General features: G+C 62.4%; 12 protein-coding genes. 7 read left to right on the top strand and 5 right to left on the bottom strand.

Translation table 11 applies throughout. The features are described from left to right. Positions 1–15: 15 nt before the first annotated feature. Positions 16–576, top strand: coding sequence for a hypothetical protein (locus VGE08_RS19160; RefSeq protein ID WP_331069518.1), 561 nt, complete (start codon positions 16–18; stop codon positions 574–576). A gap of 25 nt (positions 577–601) precedes the next feature. Here VGE08_RS19160 and VGE08_RS19155 read toward each other — a convergent pair whose 3' ends face one another. Beyond that, entirely contained in the window at positions 602–1,162 is a 561-nt protein-coding gene (locus VGE08_RS19155) for a hypothetical protein (RefSeq protein WP_331069517.1), read from the bottom strand. Positions 1,163–1,328: 166 nt separating this feature from the next. Between VGE08_RS19155 and VGE08_RS19150 the strand changes: the two genes are divergently transcribed. After that, a complete protein-coding gene (locus VGE08_RS19150; protein WP_331069516.1) occupies positions 1,329–2,912 on the top strand; it encodes a M48 family metalloprotease in 1,584 nt (527 codons plus the stop codon). 6 nt (positions 2,913–2,918) lie between these two features. Here the strand turns inward: VGE08_RS19150 and VGE08_RS19145 are convergent, their stop codons facing one another. Genes VGE08_RS19145 through VGE08_RS26595 form a run of 4 tightly spaced genes read right to left on the bottom strand, consistent with a single transcriptional unit; the run spans position 2,919 to position 12,028 of the window. Then, complete coding sequence (locus VGE08_RS19145) at positions 2,919–3,560, bottom strand: hypothetical protein (RefSeq protein WP_331069515.1); 642 nt, start codon at positions 3,558–3,560, stop codon at positions 2,919–2,921. A 25-nt stretch (positions 3,561–3,585) separates the two neighbouring features. Further along, the gene (locus tag VGE08_RS19140) at positions 3,586–5,247 is read right to left on the bottom strand and encodes a response regulator (RefSeq protein ID WP_331069514.1); all 1,662 of its coding nucleotides are present in this window, start codon (positions 5,245–5,247) and stop codon (positions 3,586–3,588) included. Further along, positions 5,244–9,947, bottom strand: a complete 4,704-nt coding sequence (locus VGE08_RS19135; RefSeq protein ID WP_331069513.1) for a HAMP domain-containing protein — start codon at positions 9,945–9,947, stop codon at positions 5,244–5,246. Before VGE08_RS19135 ends, VGE08_RS19140 begins: the two co-directional genes overlap by 4 nt. A 17-nt stretch (positions 9,948–9,964) precedes the next feature. Next, positions 9,965–12,028, bottom strand: a complete 2,064-nt coding sequence (locus tag VGE08_RS26595; RefSeq protein ID WP_331069512.1) for a HAMP domain-containing protein — start codon at positions 12,026–12,028, stop codon at positions 9,965–9,967. Between the two features lie 364 nt (positions 12,029–12,392). On the opposite strand from VGE08_RS26595, the gene VGE08_RS19125 reads away from it, so the two are divergent. From VGE08_RS19125 to VGE08_RS19105, 5 genes are all read left to right on the top strand, one after another. Continuing rightward, entirely contained in the window at positions 12,393–12,779 is a 387-nt protein-coding gene (locus VGE08_RS19125) for a hypothetical protein (RefSeq protein ID WP_331069511.1), read from the top strand. Then, entirely contained in the window at positions 12,780–13,040 is a 261-nt protein-coding gene (locus tag VGE08_RS19120; protein ID WP_331069510.1) for a DUF5985 family protein, read from the top strand. It abuts the gene before it with no gap. 3 nt (positions 13,041–13,043) lie between these two features. Next, the gene (locus VGE08_RS19115; RefSeq protein WP_331069509.1) at positions 13,044–13,316 is read left to right on the top strand and encodes a DUF5985 family protein; all 273 of its coding nucleotides are present in this window, start codon (positions 13,044–13,046) and stop codon (positions 13,314–13,316) included. A 321-nt stretch (positions 13,317–13,637) separates the two neighbouring features. After that, a complete protein-coding gene (locus VGE08_RS19110) occupies positions 13,638–14,849 on the top strand; it encodes a D-arabinono-1,4-lactone oxidase (RefSeq protein ID WP_331069508.1) in 1,212 nt (403 codons plus the stop codon). A 2-nt stretch (positions 14,850–14,851) separates the two neighbouring features. Then, entirely contained in the window at positions 14,852–15,226 is a 375-nt protein-coding gene (locus VGE08_RS19105; RefSeq protein ID WP_331069507.1) for a sensory rhodopsin transducer, read from the top strand. The last annotated feature ends 6 nt before the right edge of the window (positions 15,227–15,232 follow it).

The raw sequence follows: 15,232 nt of genomic DNA, 5'->3' as shown, positions 1-15,232 counted from the left end.
GCCGAGCTTGAAACAATGAAGCGAGCGCCAACTATCGCAGCCGCGCTCGCCGTATTGTCCAGCGTGGGTGTCTCTGCCGCTGGGACGGCGGAGCAGCCGCTGGAGATCAACGCCTGTGACTTGCTGACCCAGGCGGAGATCAGCGCCGCGGTCGGGCTCCCAGTGGGCGCGGGCCGGCGCCAGGACGAAGGCATGTCCCGCGATGGACAGTACTCCTCGTCCTGCATCTGGATGATCGAGCCTGGCAAGCAGCCCGATCGAAGCGCACCGGCCCGTGGCCGCCGCTTCGTCATTATCAATGCCATGCAATGGCCCGCCGGACGCGACATGGCCAGGAAATTCCTGCAGGCGTTTCACGACTCCGCGGAACAGGGCATTCTCCCGAACAAACCCTCGCCCCGAAAGTTCGGCGACGAGGCCTTGTGGTGGGGCGATGGCCTGGCGGTTCGCAGAGGCGATGTGAGTTTCGGCATCTCCGTGTTCATGCCGCAACGGGATGTGCCGCGCACCAGCGCAATGGAAGAGAAGCTGGCGCCGCACGTACTGCGACGGCTCGATAAAAAGAACGCCATCTGATGCGGTTGAGTGCGCTGGTAATTCTCTAAGCGCGCACCAGCTCGGCACCTGCGGCTTGCCACTCGGTCTGCAGAAAGGCCGTGTCAGCGGCGGATTTCGTCTTGACGCCGATCAGAATGCCGCCGTTGCGAATCTGTGATTCGTACTCCTCGACGCGCGTTCTGGGAATGCCCCAGTTGGTGAGTGCGCCGATCAATCCACCCGTGACGCCAACTGCCACTGCCGCGGCCAAGGCAACGGCGATGGGCCCGGCGAAGATCAATCCAGGCAGCAATGTTGCCGAGCCAATGGCAGCCAGGGCAGGGGCGATCGTCGCGGCAGTACCGCCGGCCGGTCCGCCAAGCTTGCTGGCGGCAGGTTGTTTCTTATCAGTGTTCTTCTCGGTGCTGGCCGTGGCCTTGTCGGCAAGCTCACTTTCCACCTGATCCGCCGTGAAGTAGCGGCGGCGGGTTTCCTCCGACAGCACCAGGTTGATGTCATCCTGCCCGTATCCTCTAGCCAGGGCCGTGTCATACGCGCGCTCGACGCTGGCCGCGTCGTGGAATAGAGCCGTTACCAGCGCTGCATTGCCAATGGAAGGTGCCATGGTTTTCCCTGCGGTTGCCGGCCGCGAATCACTCCCCCTCGCTCCCATGATCAGGAAACGTCATGCCAGCCTGAATCGTTCCTGGCCGGAACCTTTCCCCGCCATCGCTCTTGAACCTGCAGGGTCGTAGAATAATTCCCGGCATTCTCCAGAACAGGTCACGCCCATGCGTATCGCCAGGCTGTTGTGTCTATTCTTGATGGGGCCCTTGGCCGCGCTGTCGCTGAGCGCCTGCGGCGTCAATCCAGTCACCGGCAAGAAAGAAATTCAATTCATCTCCGAGGCCCAGGAGATCAAGATGGGCGAGCAATACTACGCGCCCACCAAGCAGAGCGAGGGCGGCGAGTTCGACGTGCTGCCCGACCTCAGCGCCTATGTGAATGAAGTGGGCCAGAAGCTGGCCGCGGTCGCCGACCGCCCGCTGCCCTACGAATTCGTGGTCCTGAACAATCCCGTGCCCAACGCGTGGGCGTTGCCCGGCGGCAAGATTGCGATCAATGTCGGCCTGCTGGCGGAACTGAAGAACGAAGCGGAGCTGGCGGCGGTGCTTGGCCACGAGATCGTCCATGCGGCCGCAAGACACGGCGCCAAGGCGCAGGAGCGCGGCACCATCATGCAAGTCGGTCTGGCCGCGGCGCAGATCGGCGCCGCGATCAGCGACGTCGATTCGACCGTCGCCAATCTTGCCTTGTCGGGCGCCGGCCTCGGCGCGCAGCTGATCCAGACGAAGTACGGCCGCGACCAGGAGCTGGAGAGCGACGAGTACGGCATGAAGTACATGAAGCTGGCCGGCTACGACCCGCAAGGCGCGGTCACCCTGCAGGAAACATTCGTGCGGCTGTCTCAGCAGGGTGGCGCGAAATCGCAAAGTTGGCTCGAAGGCTTGTTTGCCTCGCACCCACCCTCGGAAGAGCGCGTTGCCAGGAACAAGGAAACCGCCGCACGGCTCGGTGCCGGCGGCGATCTCGGTAAGGAGCGCTACGAGGCCAGATTGAAGCCGTTCCGCAAGATCCAGCCTGCCTACGAGAAGTTCCAAGAGGCGCTGGCGGCGGCACGCAAGAAGGAATATTCAAAGGCGCAATCGCTGGTCCAGGAAGCCATCAAGATCGAGCCGCGCGAAGGGCGGTTTCACGAGTTGCTGGGCGAGATGAAACTGGCGGAGAAGAAGCCGGAAGAAGCGCTGACGCACTATCAGAAAGCCATCGATCTGAATCCCGATTATTTCGGCTCCTATCTCGGCGCGGGGGTGGCGCAGTACCAGACCGGTAACAAGGCACGAGCCGAAGAGTGGTTGACCAAGAGCCTCGAGCTGCTGCCCACGGCGCCCGCCGCATACTATTTGGGCACGATTGCGCGTGACCGCGGCGATCGTGCCAAGGCGATGGAATATTTCCGTGCCGCGGCCGGTTCGCAGAGCCAGATCGGCCAGCGCGCCGCGGCCGAGTTCGTGCGAATGGATCTGCCGCAGAACCCGGGCAATTACATCGCGACGCAGGGGCAGATCGATGCGCAGGGCCGCGTCGTAGTCGTGATTCAGAATCGTTCGCCGGCGCCGCTGGTCGGCATTCAAGTCACGCCGGTGCTGGTCGATGGAGCAGGGCGGGTCGCCCAGCAAGGCTCGCCTGTGGTGTTCCGGTCGGTCGTGGCGCCGGGTCAGCAAGCGGCACAGCAGACGGGCATTGCCAGCATTTCCCAGGCTCAGCTGCCTTATCTGCGTTTCCGAGTGGACGGCGCCAAGGTCGCCGAGTAGCGCGTGTCAGCCAGTGGGAAGATTCACTCGCACCTCGCATCCGGTGGCGCTTTGCAGGTGCTCGATCTGACCGGATAGCTCGTGAACGAGCCGGTCGACGGCTTCGTTCACGAAGGACGTCGGGCGCGGCGATGTGCGGCTATCGATGAATTCGAAGTGCACGCGATCGCCGATGGTTCGTCCGCCGATGCGCAGCTCTCCGCCGGAGGGCATGGCATCGATGCTTTCGGTCAGCAAGCCGAGCCCGATCAGTTGCAGCCGGGCACGCGCGGCGAAAACCTTCAGGTCGTCGTTGAAATCCAGTCGAACGCGTATGCCGTGGCGCGCGGTATCGTTGGTCATGAAGTGGGCCTGCTCGGTCAGCATCTCGCGCAGGGGAACCACCGCCGGAGGTTGCCGCTCGGGCGCCATGCACTCGAGCAGCCGCTCCAGGCCGCGTTCGTGATTGCTGATCGCCTGTTGCACGAACTGGGTCAGCTGGTCGAGCGGTATCGTCAGAGGCTTGGTGGAGCGCGCCGCGCGCGTCAGCGCATCGATCCCTCCAAAGATGCCCTGCATGCCGTTGCGTAAATCGTGCGCGTAGGCCCTGCGGCAGCGGCGATTGAGGTAGGTACGCAGCGCGTCCTCCAGCAAGGAAGTGTCGTTCACGGCGAGATTTTGGGCCGGTGCGGGATCACGAGTCGGACTTTACGATGATTTCAGCCGTATGGCGCTGCGCTCTTTCCAGGATGCTTTCCAGCACCGGCAGGCCGATGGGCTTGCGAAAGTGCAGATCGAAGCCAGCGTCAGTGGCACGCTGCCGGTCCTCGCTCTGGCCCCAGCCACTGACAGCCACCAGCAACAGCTGCGCCCCCCACGGCTCGCCGCGAATCCGGCGCGCCACTTCATAACCATCGAGGATCGGCATGCCGATATCCAACAAGGCAATGTCCGGACGCCAGGCGGTCACCGCCTGCAACGTCTCGGCGCCATCGGATGCTTTTCTGACTTCATGCCCGCACACTTCCAAGAGCAGCGCCAGGCTCTCCAGCGCGTCCGGATTGTCATCCGCGACCAGCACCCGCAAACCCTGTGAGTGCGGCGCCGGGGCTGCAACTGCTGCGCGGCGTTCGGTTGGAACGTTGCCGGCAGCGAGCGGCAGTCGCACCGTGAACTCGCTACCAAGATTCGGTCCGGCACTGGTCGCGCTGACCGTGCCTCCATGCAACTCGACCAGCTGACGAACCAGCGCCAAGCCAATGCCCAGGCCGCTAGGCAGCAATCCCGAATCCTCGTGCACGCGCGAAAATAGATTGAACAACTTCGGCAGCGCCTCCGACGTGAGTCCTATGCCTGTGTCCTTCACCGAGAACACGGCATGAGATTGCTCGACGCTGGCCCGCAGCTGGATGGTGCCGCTGGTCTGCATGTACTTGGCAGCGTTGTTCAGCAGATTGCTCAGAATCTGCACCAGCCGGGTCGGATCGCCCTCGACCGTGGCGTTCTGCACCGAGCAGTCGATCTGCAACTGATGGTGGTGAGCGGAGATGATGGGCTGAGCGGCCTCGATCGAGCGATCGAGGATGGTTTGCAGCGTCAGCAGCTCCTTGTTCAGCTTGATCGTGCCTCGTGAGATGCGTGATACGTCGAGCAGGTCGTCCACCAGGCGGCTTAGATGCGTGGTCTGGCGATCGATCACCTCGCGTGCCCAGCGCAACTGGCCGTGTTCCAGCGGCATCAGCGACATTACATCCACGGCGGCGCGAATCGGGGCGAGCGGATTGCGTAGCTCGTGCGCCAGGATGGCGATGAACTCGTCCTTATGACGGTCGGCATCGCGCAGCGCCGCGTTGGCCTGTTCGAGGTTGCGGTTGACGCGTTCCAGCTCCCGGGCCTTCTCGTGCTGAAGCGCGGTATTGGCTTCGGCCAGACTGCGATTCAGTCGCTGCAGCTCCCGCCGTTGCACATACAACTCCACCAGCACCGAGACCTTGCTGCGCAGGATCTCCGGCACGATGGGAATCGAGACATAGTCCACCGCGCCCAGGCGATAACCCTTCAAGGCATCGAACTCGGAATCGTGCACGCCGGTCACGAAGATGATGGGAATACTCTCGAAGCGCGGATGATCGTGGATCATGGCCGCGGTCTCGAAGCCGTCCATGCCCGGCATGCTCACGTCCAGCAGGATGACGGCGTAGTCATCCTCCAGCAGGCGCTGCAGAGCCTGCTCCCCGGAGCGGGCGCTGACCAGGTTCTGACCCAGCTCGCCCAGCACCGATTCATAGGAAAGCAGCCGGCTGGGCTGGTCATCCACCAGCAGGATGTTGACCCGCTCTTGCAAAGGTGCGTTCACGGTTGCAGCCACATCCTTACCAGAGACAGCAGCTGCGCGGTATCCACGGGTTTCGCGACATAGTCGGACGCGCCCGCCTCGAGGCATTTTTCGCGGTCGCCCTTCATGGCCTTGGCAGTCAAGGCGATGATGGGCAGCAGCCGGAAGCGGGCGTTGTCGCGAATCCTGCGCATGGTCTCATAACCGTCCATCTCCGGCATCATTACATCCATCAACACCAGCGACAGGTCATCGGTGGATTCCACCAGCTTGATCGCATCCATGCCGTTGCTGGCGTTGATGACCTGCATGCCGCGGCGCTCCAACACGCTGTTCAAGGCGAAGATATTGCGCACATCGTCGTCCACGACCAGCACCTTGCGTCCCTGCAGGGGTTCGTCGCCCTCGTGCAGCGCCTCGATCATTTTCTGCTTGGCCGGCGGCAGGTTGCGCACGACGCGATGCAAGAACAGCGCGGTCTCGTCGAGCAGCCGCTCGGGTGAGCGCACGCCCTTGAGCACGATGCTCTTGGCCTTGCTGCGCAGCTCCTGTTCTTCGGCCGGCGTCAGGTCGCGGCCGGTAAACACCACGATGGGGGTATCGCGCAGCGTCGCGTCCGCTTGAATCTCAGCCAGCAGCTCGAAACCCGACACGTCGGGCAGGCGCAGATCCAGCACCACGCAATCGAACCGTTTGCTGCGCATGGCCTGCAAAGCTTCCTTGCCGCTGCCGACCGCGGTAATGATCACGTCGTCGAAACCGATGAGCTCGGCGATGCTGAGCTGCTCAGCCGGATCGTCTTCCACGACCAGCAACTCGCGAACGTTGGCCGCGGCGAAGTTCTGAATCCGCCGCAGTGCTGCGGCCAGCTCGTCGGTGGTCGCCGGCTTGTTCATGAAAGCATAGGCGCCTCGCTCCAGGCTGTACTGACGTTCCTCCTCGACAGTGAGGATCTGCACCGGAATGTGCCGGGTCGCGGGGCTCTGCTTGAGCTGGTTCAAAACCGTCCAACCGAGCATGTCGGGCAGGAACACATCCAGCGAGATGGCGGTCGGCAGATATTTCCTCGCCAGGGTCAACCCGTCGGCACCCGTCTTGGCCACCAGCACCTTGAAGCTGTTGTCACGCGCCACGTTCAACAGCACCTTGGCATAGTGCGGATCGTCCTCGACGATCAGCAGTACGCGATCGCCGGCATCGATGTCGTTGCGATCGTCGTTCAGCTCCTCGGCGCGCAGGGGCAGGGCAAGCGGCTGGAATGGTGTGCTCGATGCTGCCATCAAGGTCCCGCCGATCTGGTTCCGGGCCGGACGATAGGCCGAGCCCACGAAGACCAGCGGCAGATACAGCGTGAAAGTGCTGCCCTGGCCGGGGACGCTGACCAGCCGCAGTTCGCCGCCGAGCAGGTGAGCAAGCTCGCGACTGATGGCCAGACCCAGGCCGGTGCCGCCGTACTTGCGCGACGTGCCGGCATCGGCCTGCTGAAACGCTTCGAAGATGATCCGTTGCTTCTCGGGCGCGATGCCGATGCCGGTATCGGTGACTGAGAATGCGACCACGGTGGCCACCTGGTTGAGCACCGGATGATCGGAGCTCCAGCCCGACTGTGCCGGATGCACGCGCAATGTCACGCTGCCTTGCGCGGTGAACTTGAATGCATTCGACAGCAAGTTCTTCAACACTTGCAGCAGCCGCTTCGGATCGGTCGAGATCTGCCGGCCGAGCGCCGGATCGAACTCGGTCGAGAACAGCAGGGCACGAGCCTCGGCTTCGTGACGGAAGTTGCGCTCGATGGTCTCGCGCAGATGCGAGAACAGCAGGTCTTCGGATTCCACCGTCACCGTGCCCGACTCGATCTTGGACAGGTCCAGAATGTCGCTGATCAGGTTGAGCAGGTCGGTGCCGGCGCCGTGGATGGTCTTGGCGAATTCGATCTGGCGCGGCGTCAGGTTCTGATCGGCATTCTCGGCCAGCTGCTGGCCCAGGATCAGAATGCTGTTGAGCGGTGTGCGCAGCTCGTGCGACATGTTGGCCAGGAACTCCGACTTGTACCGCGACGTGAGCGCCAGCTCGGTGGCCTTTTCCTCGAGCGCGCGGCGCGCCAGCTCGATTTCCTCGTTCTTGCGCTCCACTTCGGCATTCTGTTCGGCCAGCAGCCGGGCTTTGTTGGCCAGCTCTTCGTTGGTCTGCTGCAGCTCCTTTTGTTGCGTCTGCAATTCGCCGGCCAGCTCCTGCGATTGTTTCAGCAAGCCCTCGGTACGCATGGTGGCTTCGATGGTGTTGAGCACCACGCCGATGCTGCCGGCGAGCTGTTCGAGGAAGGCCAGTTGCGACGCGGTGTACTCGTGCAGCGAGGCCAGCTCGATTACGGCTTTCGCCTGGCCTTCATACAGGATCGGCAGAGCGATGACGTTGCGTGCACGTGCGGCGAGCAACCCGCTGCGCACGTGGATGGAGTCGGGCGGAACGTTCTCGAGCAGGATGCGGCGGCCGTCGGCTGCGCATTGCCCGATCAGGCCTTCGCGCAACGCAAATTGGCGACGTTCGCCGGGATTGGAGTCCGCATAGGTCGCAAACTCCTTCAACACTTTCCTGGGGCCATCGAGCTCGGCAATATACAGAATGGCTTGCTGCGCACCGACCAGCGGCGCCAGTTCGGCCAGCAGCATCTCGCCCATGGTTACGAGGTCGCGTTGACCTTGCATCATGCGGCTGAACTTGGCGAGATTGGTCTTCAGCCAGTCCTGCTCGGTATTGCGCTCGGTGGTCTCGCGCAAGTTGCCGATCATGGCGTTGATGTTGTCCTTCAGCTCGGACACTTCGCCGCGCGCATCGACCTGGATGGAGCGGGTGAGGTCGCCCTTGGTCACGGCCGTCGCCACTTCAGCGATAGCACGCACCTGCGTGGTGAGATTCGCGGCCAGCAGGTTCACGTTCGCGGTCAAATCTTTCCAGGTACCTGCAGCGCCAGGTACGTTCGCCTGGCCGCCCAGCCGGCCTTCCACGCCCACTTCGCGCGCCACGCTGGTCACCTGATCGGCAAAGGTGGCGAGCGTGGTCGTCATGCTGTTGATGGTTTCAGCGAGCGCCGCCACTTCACCCTTCGATTCCACGGTGAGGCGCTGGCGCAGATCGCCATTGGCCACGGCCGTCACCACCTTCACGATGCCACGCACCTGGTTGGTGAGGTTGTTGGCCATCGTGTTGACGTTGTCGGTGAGGTCTTTCCAGATGCCCGCCACGCCAGGCACGGCCGCCTGACCCCCGAGTTTGCCTTCGGTACCCACTTCGCGCGCCACCCGCGTCACTTCGGCGGCGAAGGAGTTGAGCTGGTCCACCATCGTATTGATGGTTTCCTTCAGCTGCAGGATCTCGCCTTTCACGTCCACCGTGATCTTGCGAGACAAGTCGCCGCGCGCGATGGCGGTGGACACTTCGGCAATGTTTCTGACCTGGCCGGTGAGATTCGAGGCCATGGAGTTGACGTTGTCCGTAAGATCCTTCCACGTGCCCGCGACCCCGGGCACGATGGCCTGGCCGCCGAGCTTGCCTTCGGTGCCCACTTCGCGCGCCACGCGGGTTACTTCCGCCGCGAAACCGTTGAGCTGATCCACCATCGTGTTGATGGTCTCTTTCAGCTGCAGGATTTCACCACGCACGTCGACCGTGATCTTGCGCGACAGGTCGCCCTTGGCGATGGCCGTGGCGACTTCGGCAATGTTGCGGACCTGGCCGGTGAGATTCGAGGCCATGGAGTTGACGTTGTCCGTAAGGTCTTTCCACACCCCCGACACGTCTTTCACTTCGGCCTGGCCACCGAGCTTGCCTTCGGTGCCCACCTCACGCGCCACGCGGGTCACTTCCGCCGCAAAGCCGTTGAGCTGGTCCACCATCGTGTTGATGGTCTCTTTCAGCTGCAGAATTTCGCCTTTGACGTCCGCCGTGATCTTGCGCGACAAGTCGCCGTTGGCAATGGCCGTGGCGACTTCGGCGATGTTGCGGACCTGGCCGGTGAGGTTACCGGCCATGGAGTTAACGTTATCGGTGAGGTCCTTCCACACGCCCGACACGTCTTGCACTTCGGCCTGGCCGCCGAGCTTGCCTTCGGTACCCACTTCACGCGCCACGCGCGTTACTTCGGCGGCGAAGCCATTGAGCTGATCGACCATCGTATTGATGGTTTCCTTCAGTTGCAGGATCTCGCCTTTGACGTCGACGGTAATCTTGCGAGAGAGATCGCCACGCGCCACGGCGGTGGTCACTTCAGCGATGTTGCGAACTTGACCGGTGAGGTTGGTCGCCATCGCGTTCACGGAGTCGGTCAAGTCTTTCCACGTGCCGGCGGCGCCGGGCACGTAAGCCTGGCCGCCCAGCTTGCCTTCAGTGCCTACCTCGCGGGCCACGCGCGTCACTTCGGAGGCGAACGAACGTAGCTGGTCAACCATCGTGTTGATGGTCTCTTTCAGCTGCAGGATTTCACCACGCACGTCCACGGTGATCTTGCGCGACAAGTCGCCGCTGGCGATGGCGGTGGCAACGTCGGCAATGTTTCTCACCTGGCCGGTGAGGTTGGAGGCCATGGAGTTGACGTTATCGGTGAGGTCCTTCCACACCCCCGACACGTCTTGCACCTCGGCCTGGCCGCCGAGCTTGCCTTCGGTGCCGACCTCACGCGCCACGCGCGTCACTTCAGCGGCAAAGCCGTTGAGCTGGTCGACCATGGTGTTGATGGTCTCCTTCAGCTGCAGGATTTCGCCTTGACGTCCACCGTGATCTTGCGGGACAGGTCGCCGCGCGCCACGGCCGTGGTCACTTCAGCGATGTTGCGAACCTGTCCGGTGAGGTTGGTCGCCATCGCATTCACGGAGTCCGTCAAGTCTTTCCAGGTGCCGGCGACACCCGGCACGATGGCCTGGCCGCCCAGCTTGCCTTCGGAACCGACTTCGCGGGCCACGCGCGTGACTTCGGACGCGAATGAACGCAACTGGTCGACCATCGTATTGATGGCTTCCTTCAGCTGCAGGATCTCGCCGCGCACGTCCACGGTGATCTTGCGCGACAAGTCGCCGTTCGCCACGGCAATGGTCACTTCGGAAATGTTTCTGACCTGGCCGGTGAGATTGCCGGCCATGGAATTCACGTTGTCGGTGAGGTCCTTCCACACGCCGCTGATGCCGGGCACGATGGCCTGACCACCCAGCTTGCCTTCGGTGCCCACTTCACGCGCCACTCGTGTCACTTCGGCAGCGAAGCCGTTGAGCTGGTCCACCATGGTGTTGATGGTTTCCTTCAGCTCCAGAATCTCGCCCTTCACATCCACGGTGATCTTGCGGGACAAGTCACCGCGCGCGACGGCCGTGGTCACCTCGGCGATGTTACGAACCTGACCCGTCAAGTTCTTGGCCATGGCGTTGACCGAGTCGGTCAGGTCCTTCCAGGTGCCGGCGACGCCGGGCACGATGGCCTGGCCGCCAAGCTCGCCTTCGGAACCCACTTCACGCGCCACGCGCGTCACTTCGGACGCAAACGAGCGCAGCTGATCCACCATCGTGTTGATGGCTTCCTTCAGTTGCAGAATTTCGCCACGCACGTCCACCGTGATCTTGCGCGACAAGTCGCCGTTCGCGACGGCAATCGTCACTTCGGAAATGTTTCTGACCTGGCCGGTGAGGTTGGAGGCCATGGAGTTGACGTTGTCGGTGAGGTCTTTCCACACGCCCGACACGTCTTTCACTTCGGCCTGACCGCCGAGCTTGCCTTCGGTGCCCACTTCACGCGCCACGCGCGTCACTTCCGCGGCGAAGCCGTTGAGCTGGTCGACCATCGTGTTAATGGTTTCTTTCAGCTGCAGGATTTCGCCCTTGACGTCCACCGTGATCTTGCGAGACAGGTCGCCTCGCGCCACGGCCGTAGTGACCTCGGCGATGTTACGAACCTGACCGGTGAGGTTGGCGGCCATGGAGTTCACTGAATCGGTGAGGTCCTTCCAGGTGCCGGCGACACCGGGCACCACGGCCTGACCACCCAGCTTGCCTTCGGAACCCACTTCACGCGCCACACGCGTCACTTCAGAAGCGAACGAACGCAGCTGATCCACCATCGTGTTGATGGCTTCTTTCAACTGTTGAATCTCGCCGCGCACATTCGCCGTGATCTTCCGCGACAAGTCGCCATTTGCGATGGCGGTGGCAACCTCGGCAATGTTGCGGACCTGGCCAGTGAGATTGCCGGCCATGGAATTCACATTGTCGGTGAGGTCCTTCCAGGTCCCCGCGGCACCCGGTACCGAAGCCTGGCCGCCGAGCTTGCCCTCCGTACCCACCTCGCGAGCCACACGCGTCACTTCGGAAGTGAACAAGCCCATCTGCTGGATCATGGTGTTGACGATCGTGGCCGAACGCAGGAACTCGCCTTTGAGTGGCCGGCCGTCGACTTCCAGGCGCACCGTTTGCGACAGGTCGCCCTTGGCCACCGCGGCAATGGTGCGAGTGACTTCGGTGGTGGGCCACAGCAGATCGTCAATAAGGGTGTTGAAGGAGCCTTCCATGTCGCCCCAGGCGCCGGAGCGACGCTCGATGGTCATGCGATGGCGCGTCTTGCCTTCCTTGCCGACCAGGGTGCCGGCGCGCGACATCTCCTGGGCCAGGCGCTGGTTGGAGGCAATGATCTCGTTCAATGTTTCGGCGACCTTGCCCTCGATGCCGTGGTAGTCCTCGCCAATGCGCACGGAAAAGTCGCCATCGCGGACCGCCTGCAGGATCAGCAGCAGGTTTCTCAAGTCAAAGGGCAGCGGTGCCTTCATCCGCGAAGCCTTTGCAGGTATTTTTCTCACAGATGCTTTGGCGATCCTACGACGGACTCTCGCGGGGGTTTGCATTCAAGACTCCGAATCACTGGCGTGTGACAGCCCTGCCGTGGATCGACGCGTGTGCCGAGCACTGTTCTTGTTGCCGAATGGTGCGGAGCGAACCTATCTATTCGCTGGCGCACGTGCAACCCTGACAGCGACTTGGCGCGTGGCTGACAGAAAGTTCGTAATAATGTGCAGGCGCGCTGGAACTTTCAGCGTAGGTAGACGTTTTACGCGTTCCGCGAAACACGACGTTGCAACTACAAACAGTCAAGCAAGCACCGCGGCAGTCGCCGGGAGCCAACGAGCGGGTGACATGACGGGAGTGATCGCTCCAGAAATCGAGCAATTTTTACTCGATAGCATCGACACGGTTCCGCACCTGGAAGCGCTGTTGCTGCTGTTTCAATCGCCCGCCGTGGTGTGGAGCGTGGCGGAGCTGGCGGCGCGTATCTATGTCAACGAGAAGCAGGCAGCGGGTATTCTCGAAGATCTCACTCGGCGTTCGTTGATTTCCCGCGTGGAGCATTCGCCGCCGAAATATCAATATGTGCCCCGGTCGCAGGAACAACGAGAACTCATCGAGAAGGTCGCGCAGTCGTATCGCACGCAGTTGGTCCAAGTAACCAGATTCATTCATTCGAATGCCTCCGCCTCGGTGCGCGACTTCGCGCGGGCGTTCCGGCTCAAGGATAACGACTAAATGGCCAGCCTCGTCTATCTGCTCGGAGCGCTCGTCACGGCCCTGTGCGCCATCCTGTTGTTGCGAGGGTTCGCCCGGTCGCGCAGCCGCCTGCTGTTGTGGAGCGGCCTGTGTTTCGCCGGCCTCACCGTGTCGAATGGCTTGCTGTTCATCGACCTCGGGCTGCTGGGCCCGGCACAGAGCTTGTATATGTGGCGCCTGGGCACGGCAGCGTCGGCCATGCTGCTGCTGGTGTACGGCCTGGTGTTCGAGAGCGAGTGACACATGATCGTAGGTTTTCTACTGGGAGTGATCGTCACAGGGTCGTTGACCGCCGCGGGATTCTTCTGGCGTTTCTACCGCCAGACGCGTGACAGCCTGTTCCTCGCGTTCGCGGCCGCCTTCGCCATCGAAGGCATCAACCGCATGGCCTTCCTGCTGATCGACAAGCCGAGCGAAGGCAGCCCCATCATTTATCTGGTGCGACTGGTCGCATTCCTGTTGCTGCTCGGCGCCATCGTCGCCAAGAACCGGCGCGTTCCGGCCCGCAAGAAATGATCGCCGGATTCACCCCCAGATAGCCGAAGCCCCGCGAAAAGGCGGGGCTTCGTGCCGGATCCTGAGAATGATCCTGGTGTCAGGATGACCCTCGAGAGATACCGGCGATGGAAGAGCTCGGTTTCCGGTTCCTGAATCGAGCACGCTTGCTCTTTCATTACGCCGATAACTTTGCAACTTCCGGTGCTGTGACGCCTTGGCGCCCACGAAGGTTCCGGCACGCGGTGTAGCGAGGCATAGCGACTTGTCACGTCGGCGAGGAACCTACCGGGAGCACATGCCGTTTTCTCGAGTGTGAGCCCGGAAGAATCTCCGCAGCCCGTGAAGATATTGCGCACGCATTCTGCGGACGAATTCATCAACTGGTCGGGCAGCCTGCGGTTCATTCCTGGTTGGCAAGTGTGGCCTGCGACGGAAGAGGCAGTCTGTATTTACGTGCGGGACGCGGCGGTGCGATCTCGCAAGATCCGCGTCGTTGGCTCCGGGCATTCGTCCTCCGCGTTGGTGCAGACGCCCGACATCCTGATGTCGATGCGCGATCACCGAGGGTTGATCGACTATGACTTGCAGGCCAGCCAGGCCACCATTGGCGCGGGCACGGTGCTGCATGATCTCGGCCCGGTCCTGCATGACATCGGACTTAGCATGCAGAACCTGGGGGATGTCGACACTCAGACCATCGCGGGTGTCATTAGCACCGGCACGCATGGCTCCGGCCGAAAACTGCAGAACATTTCCGCAACCCTGGTCGGCGTTCGGCTCGTCACTGGCGCGGGCGAAGTAGTGGAGTGGTCCGCCGAAGAGCATGCGGATCTCATCGATGCCGCGCGTGTTTCGATGGGGCTACTCGGCATCTTCACGGCCTTGCGCTTACAGCTCGAGCCCACCTTTCGATTGCGACGCCGCGAGTACAGCGCACGCACGGACGATTGCCTGACCCATCTTGACGAACTGGCGGACGCGCATCGCAACTTCGATTTCTACTGGTACCCACGCCGCGATGAAGTGAAGCTTCGTACGCTGAATCCGCCCGAGGAGCCTCCGCCCGCACTGCCTTTCGCGCGATGTATCAAGGACGAGGAGGGGTTCAGTCACGAGATCATCGCCCGCGAGCGCGAGCTGAAATTCGAAGAGCTGGAGTATTTCGTCCCCGCGGCGGCCGGCCCGGCCTGCTTCAGAGAAGTCCGCCGGAGAATCCTGGAACATCATCGCCGGCACGTCGGTTGGCGTGTGTTGTACCGCTTGATTGCCAGCGACCCGGGGTTCCTGAGTCCGGTGCACGGCCGCGATTCGGTGGCAATCTCGGTGCACCAGAATGCCAGCCTGCCATACCAGGATTATTTCGATGACATCGAATCCATCCTGCGCGCCCACGACGGCCGACCGCATTGGGGTAAGAAACATTCGCTGCAAGGGTGCGCGCTGGCATCGCTGTATCCGCGCTGGACGGACTTCATGAAGCTGCGGCGCGAGCTGGATCCACACGGAGTGTTCCTGACCGAAGCCATGGCCCGACTGGTGGGCGAGGAGTGAGCGTGCTCAAGACCATTGGCACCAAAGTCTGGGCCATTCCGGGCGGCCACCTGCCGCTGCGCAGCTCGGGCGAGGAGCCGCGAGACACCAGCCGGGACGAGTTGTGCGTGCTCAACGCCGGCCATGTCGACGTACATCTGCGGCTGACCATTTACTACGAAGATCGCGAGCCGGTCGGACCGTACCCGCTGCAAGTGGCGGCACGGCGAGTGCGTCACGTGCGCTTCAATGACCTGATCGATCCACGAGCCCTGCCGCTCGACACGCCTTATGCGGCCCTGATCGTCGCCGACCATCCGGTGGTCGTGCAATTCACGCGGCGGGATACCAGCCAGGCGGCCAACACCATCGCAACCACGCTGGCCTATCCCGCGTGAGTGTCG

Origin of the sequence: Steroidobacter sp., assembly GCF_036406195.1 — a bacterium.
In the GTDB taxonomy this organism is placed as follows: domain Bacteria; phylum Pseudomonadota; class Gammaproteobacteria; order Steroidobacterales; family Steroidobacteraceae; genus Steroidobacter.
The sequence above is the reverse complement of the archived record's forward strand: the minus strand, read 5'-3'. Positions and strand labels throughout refer to the sequence as shown.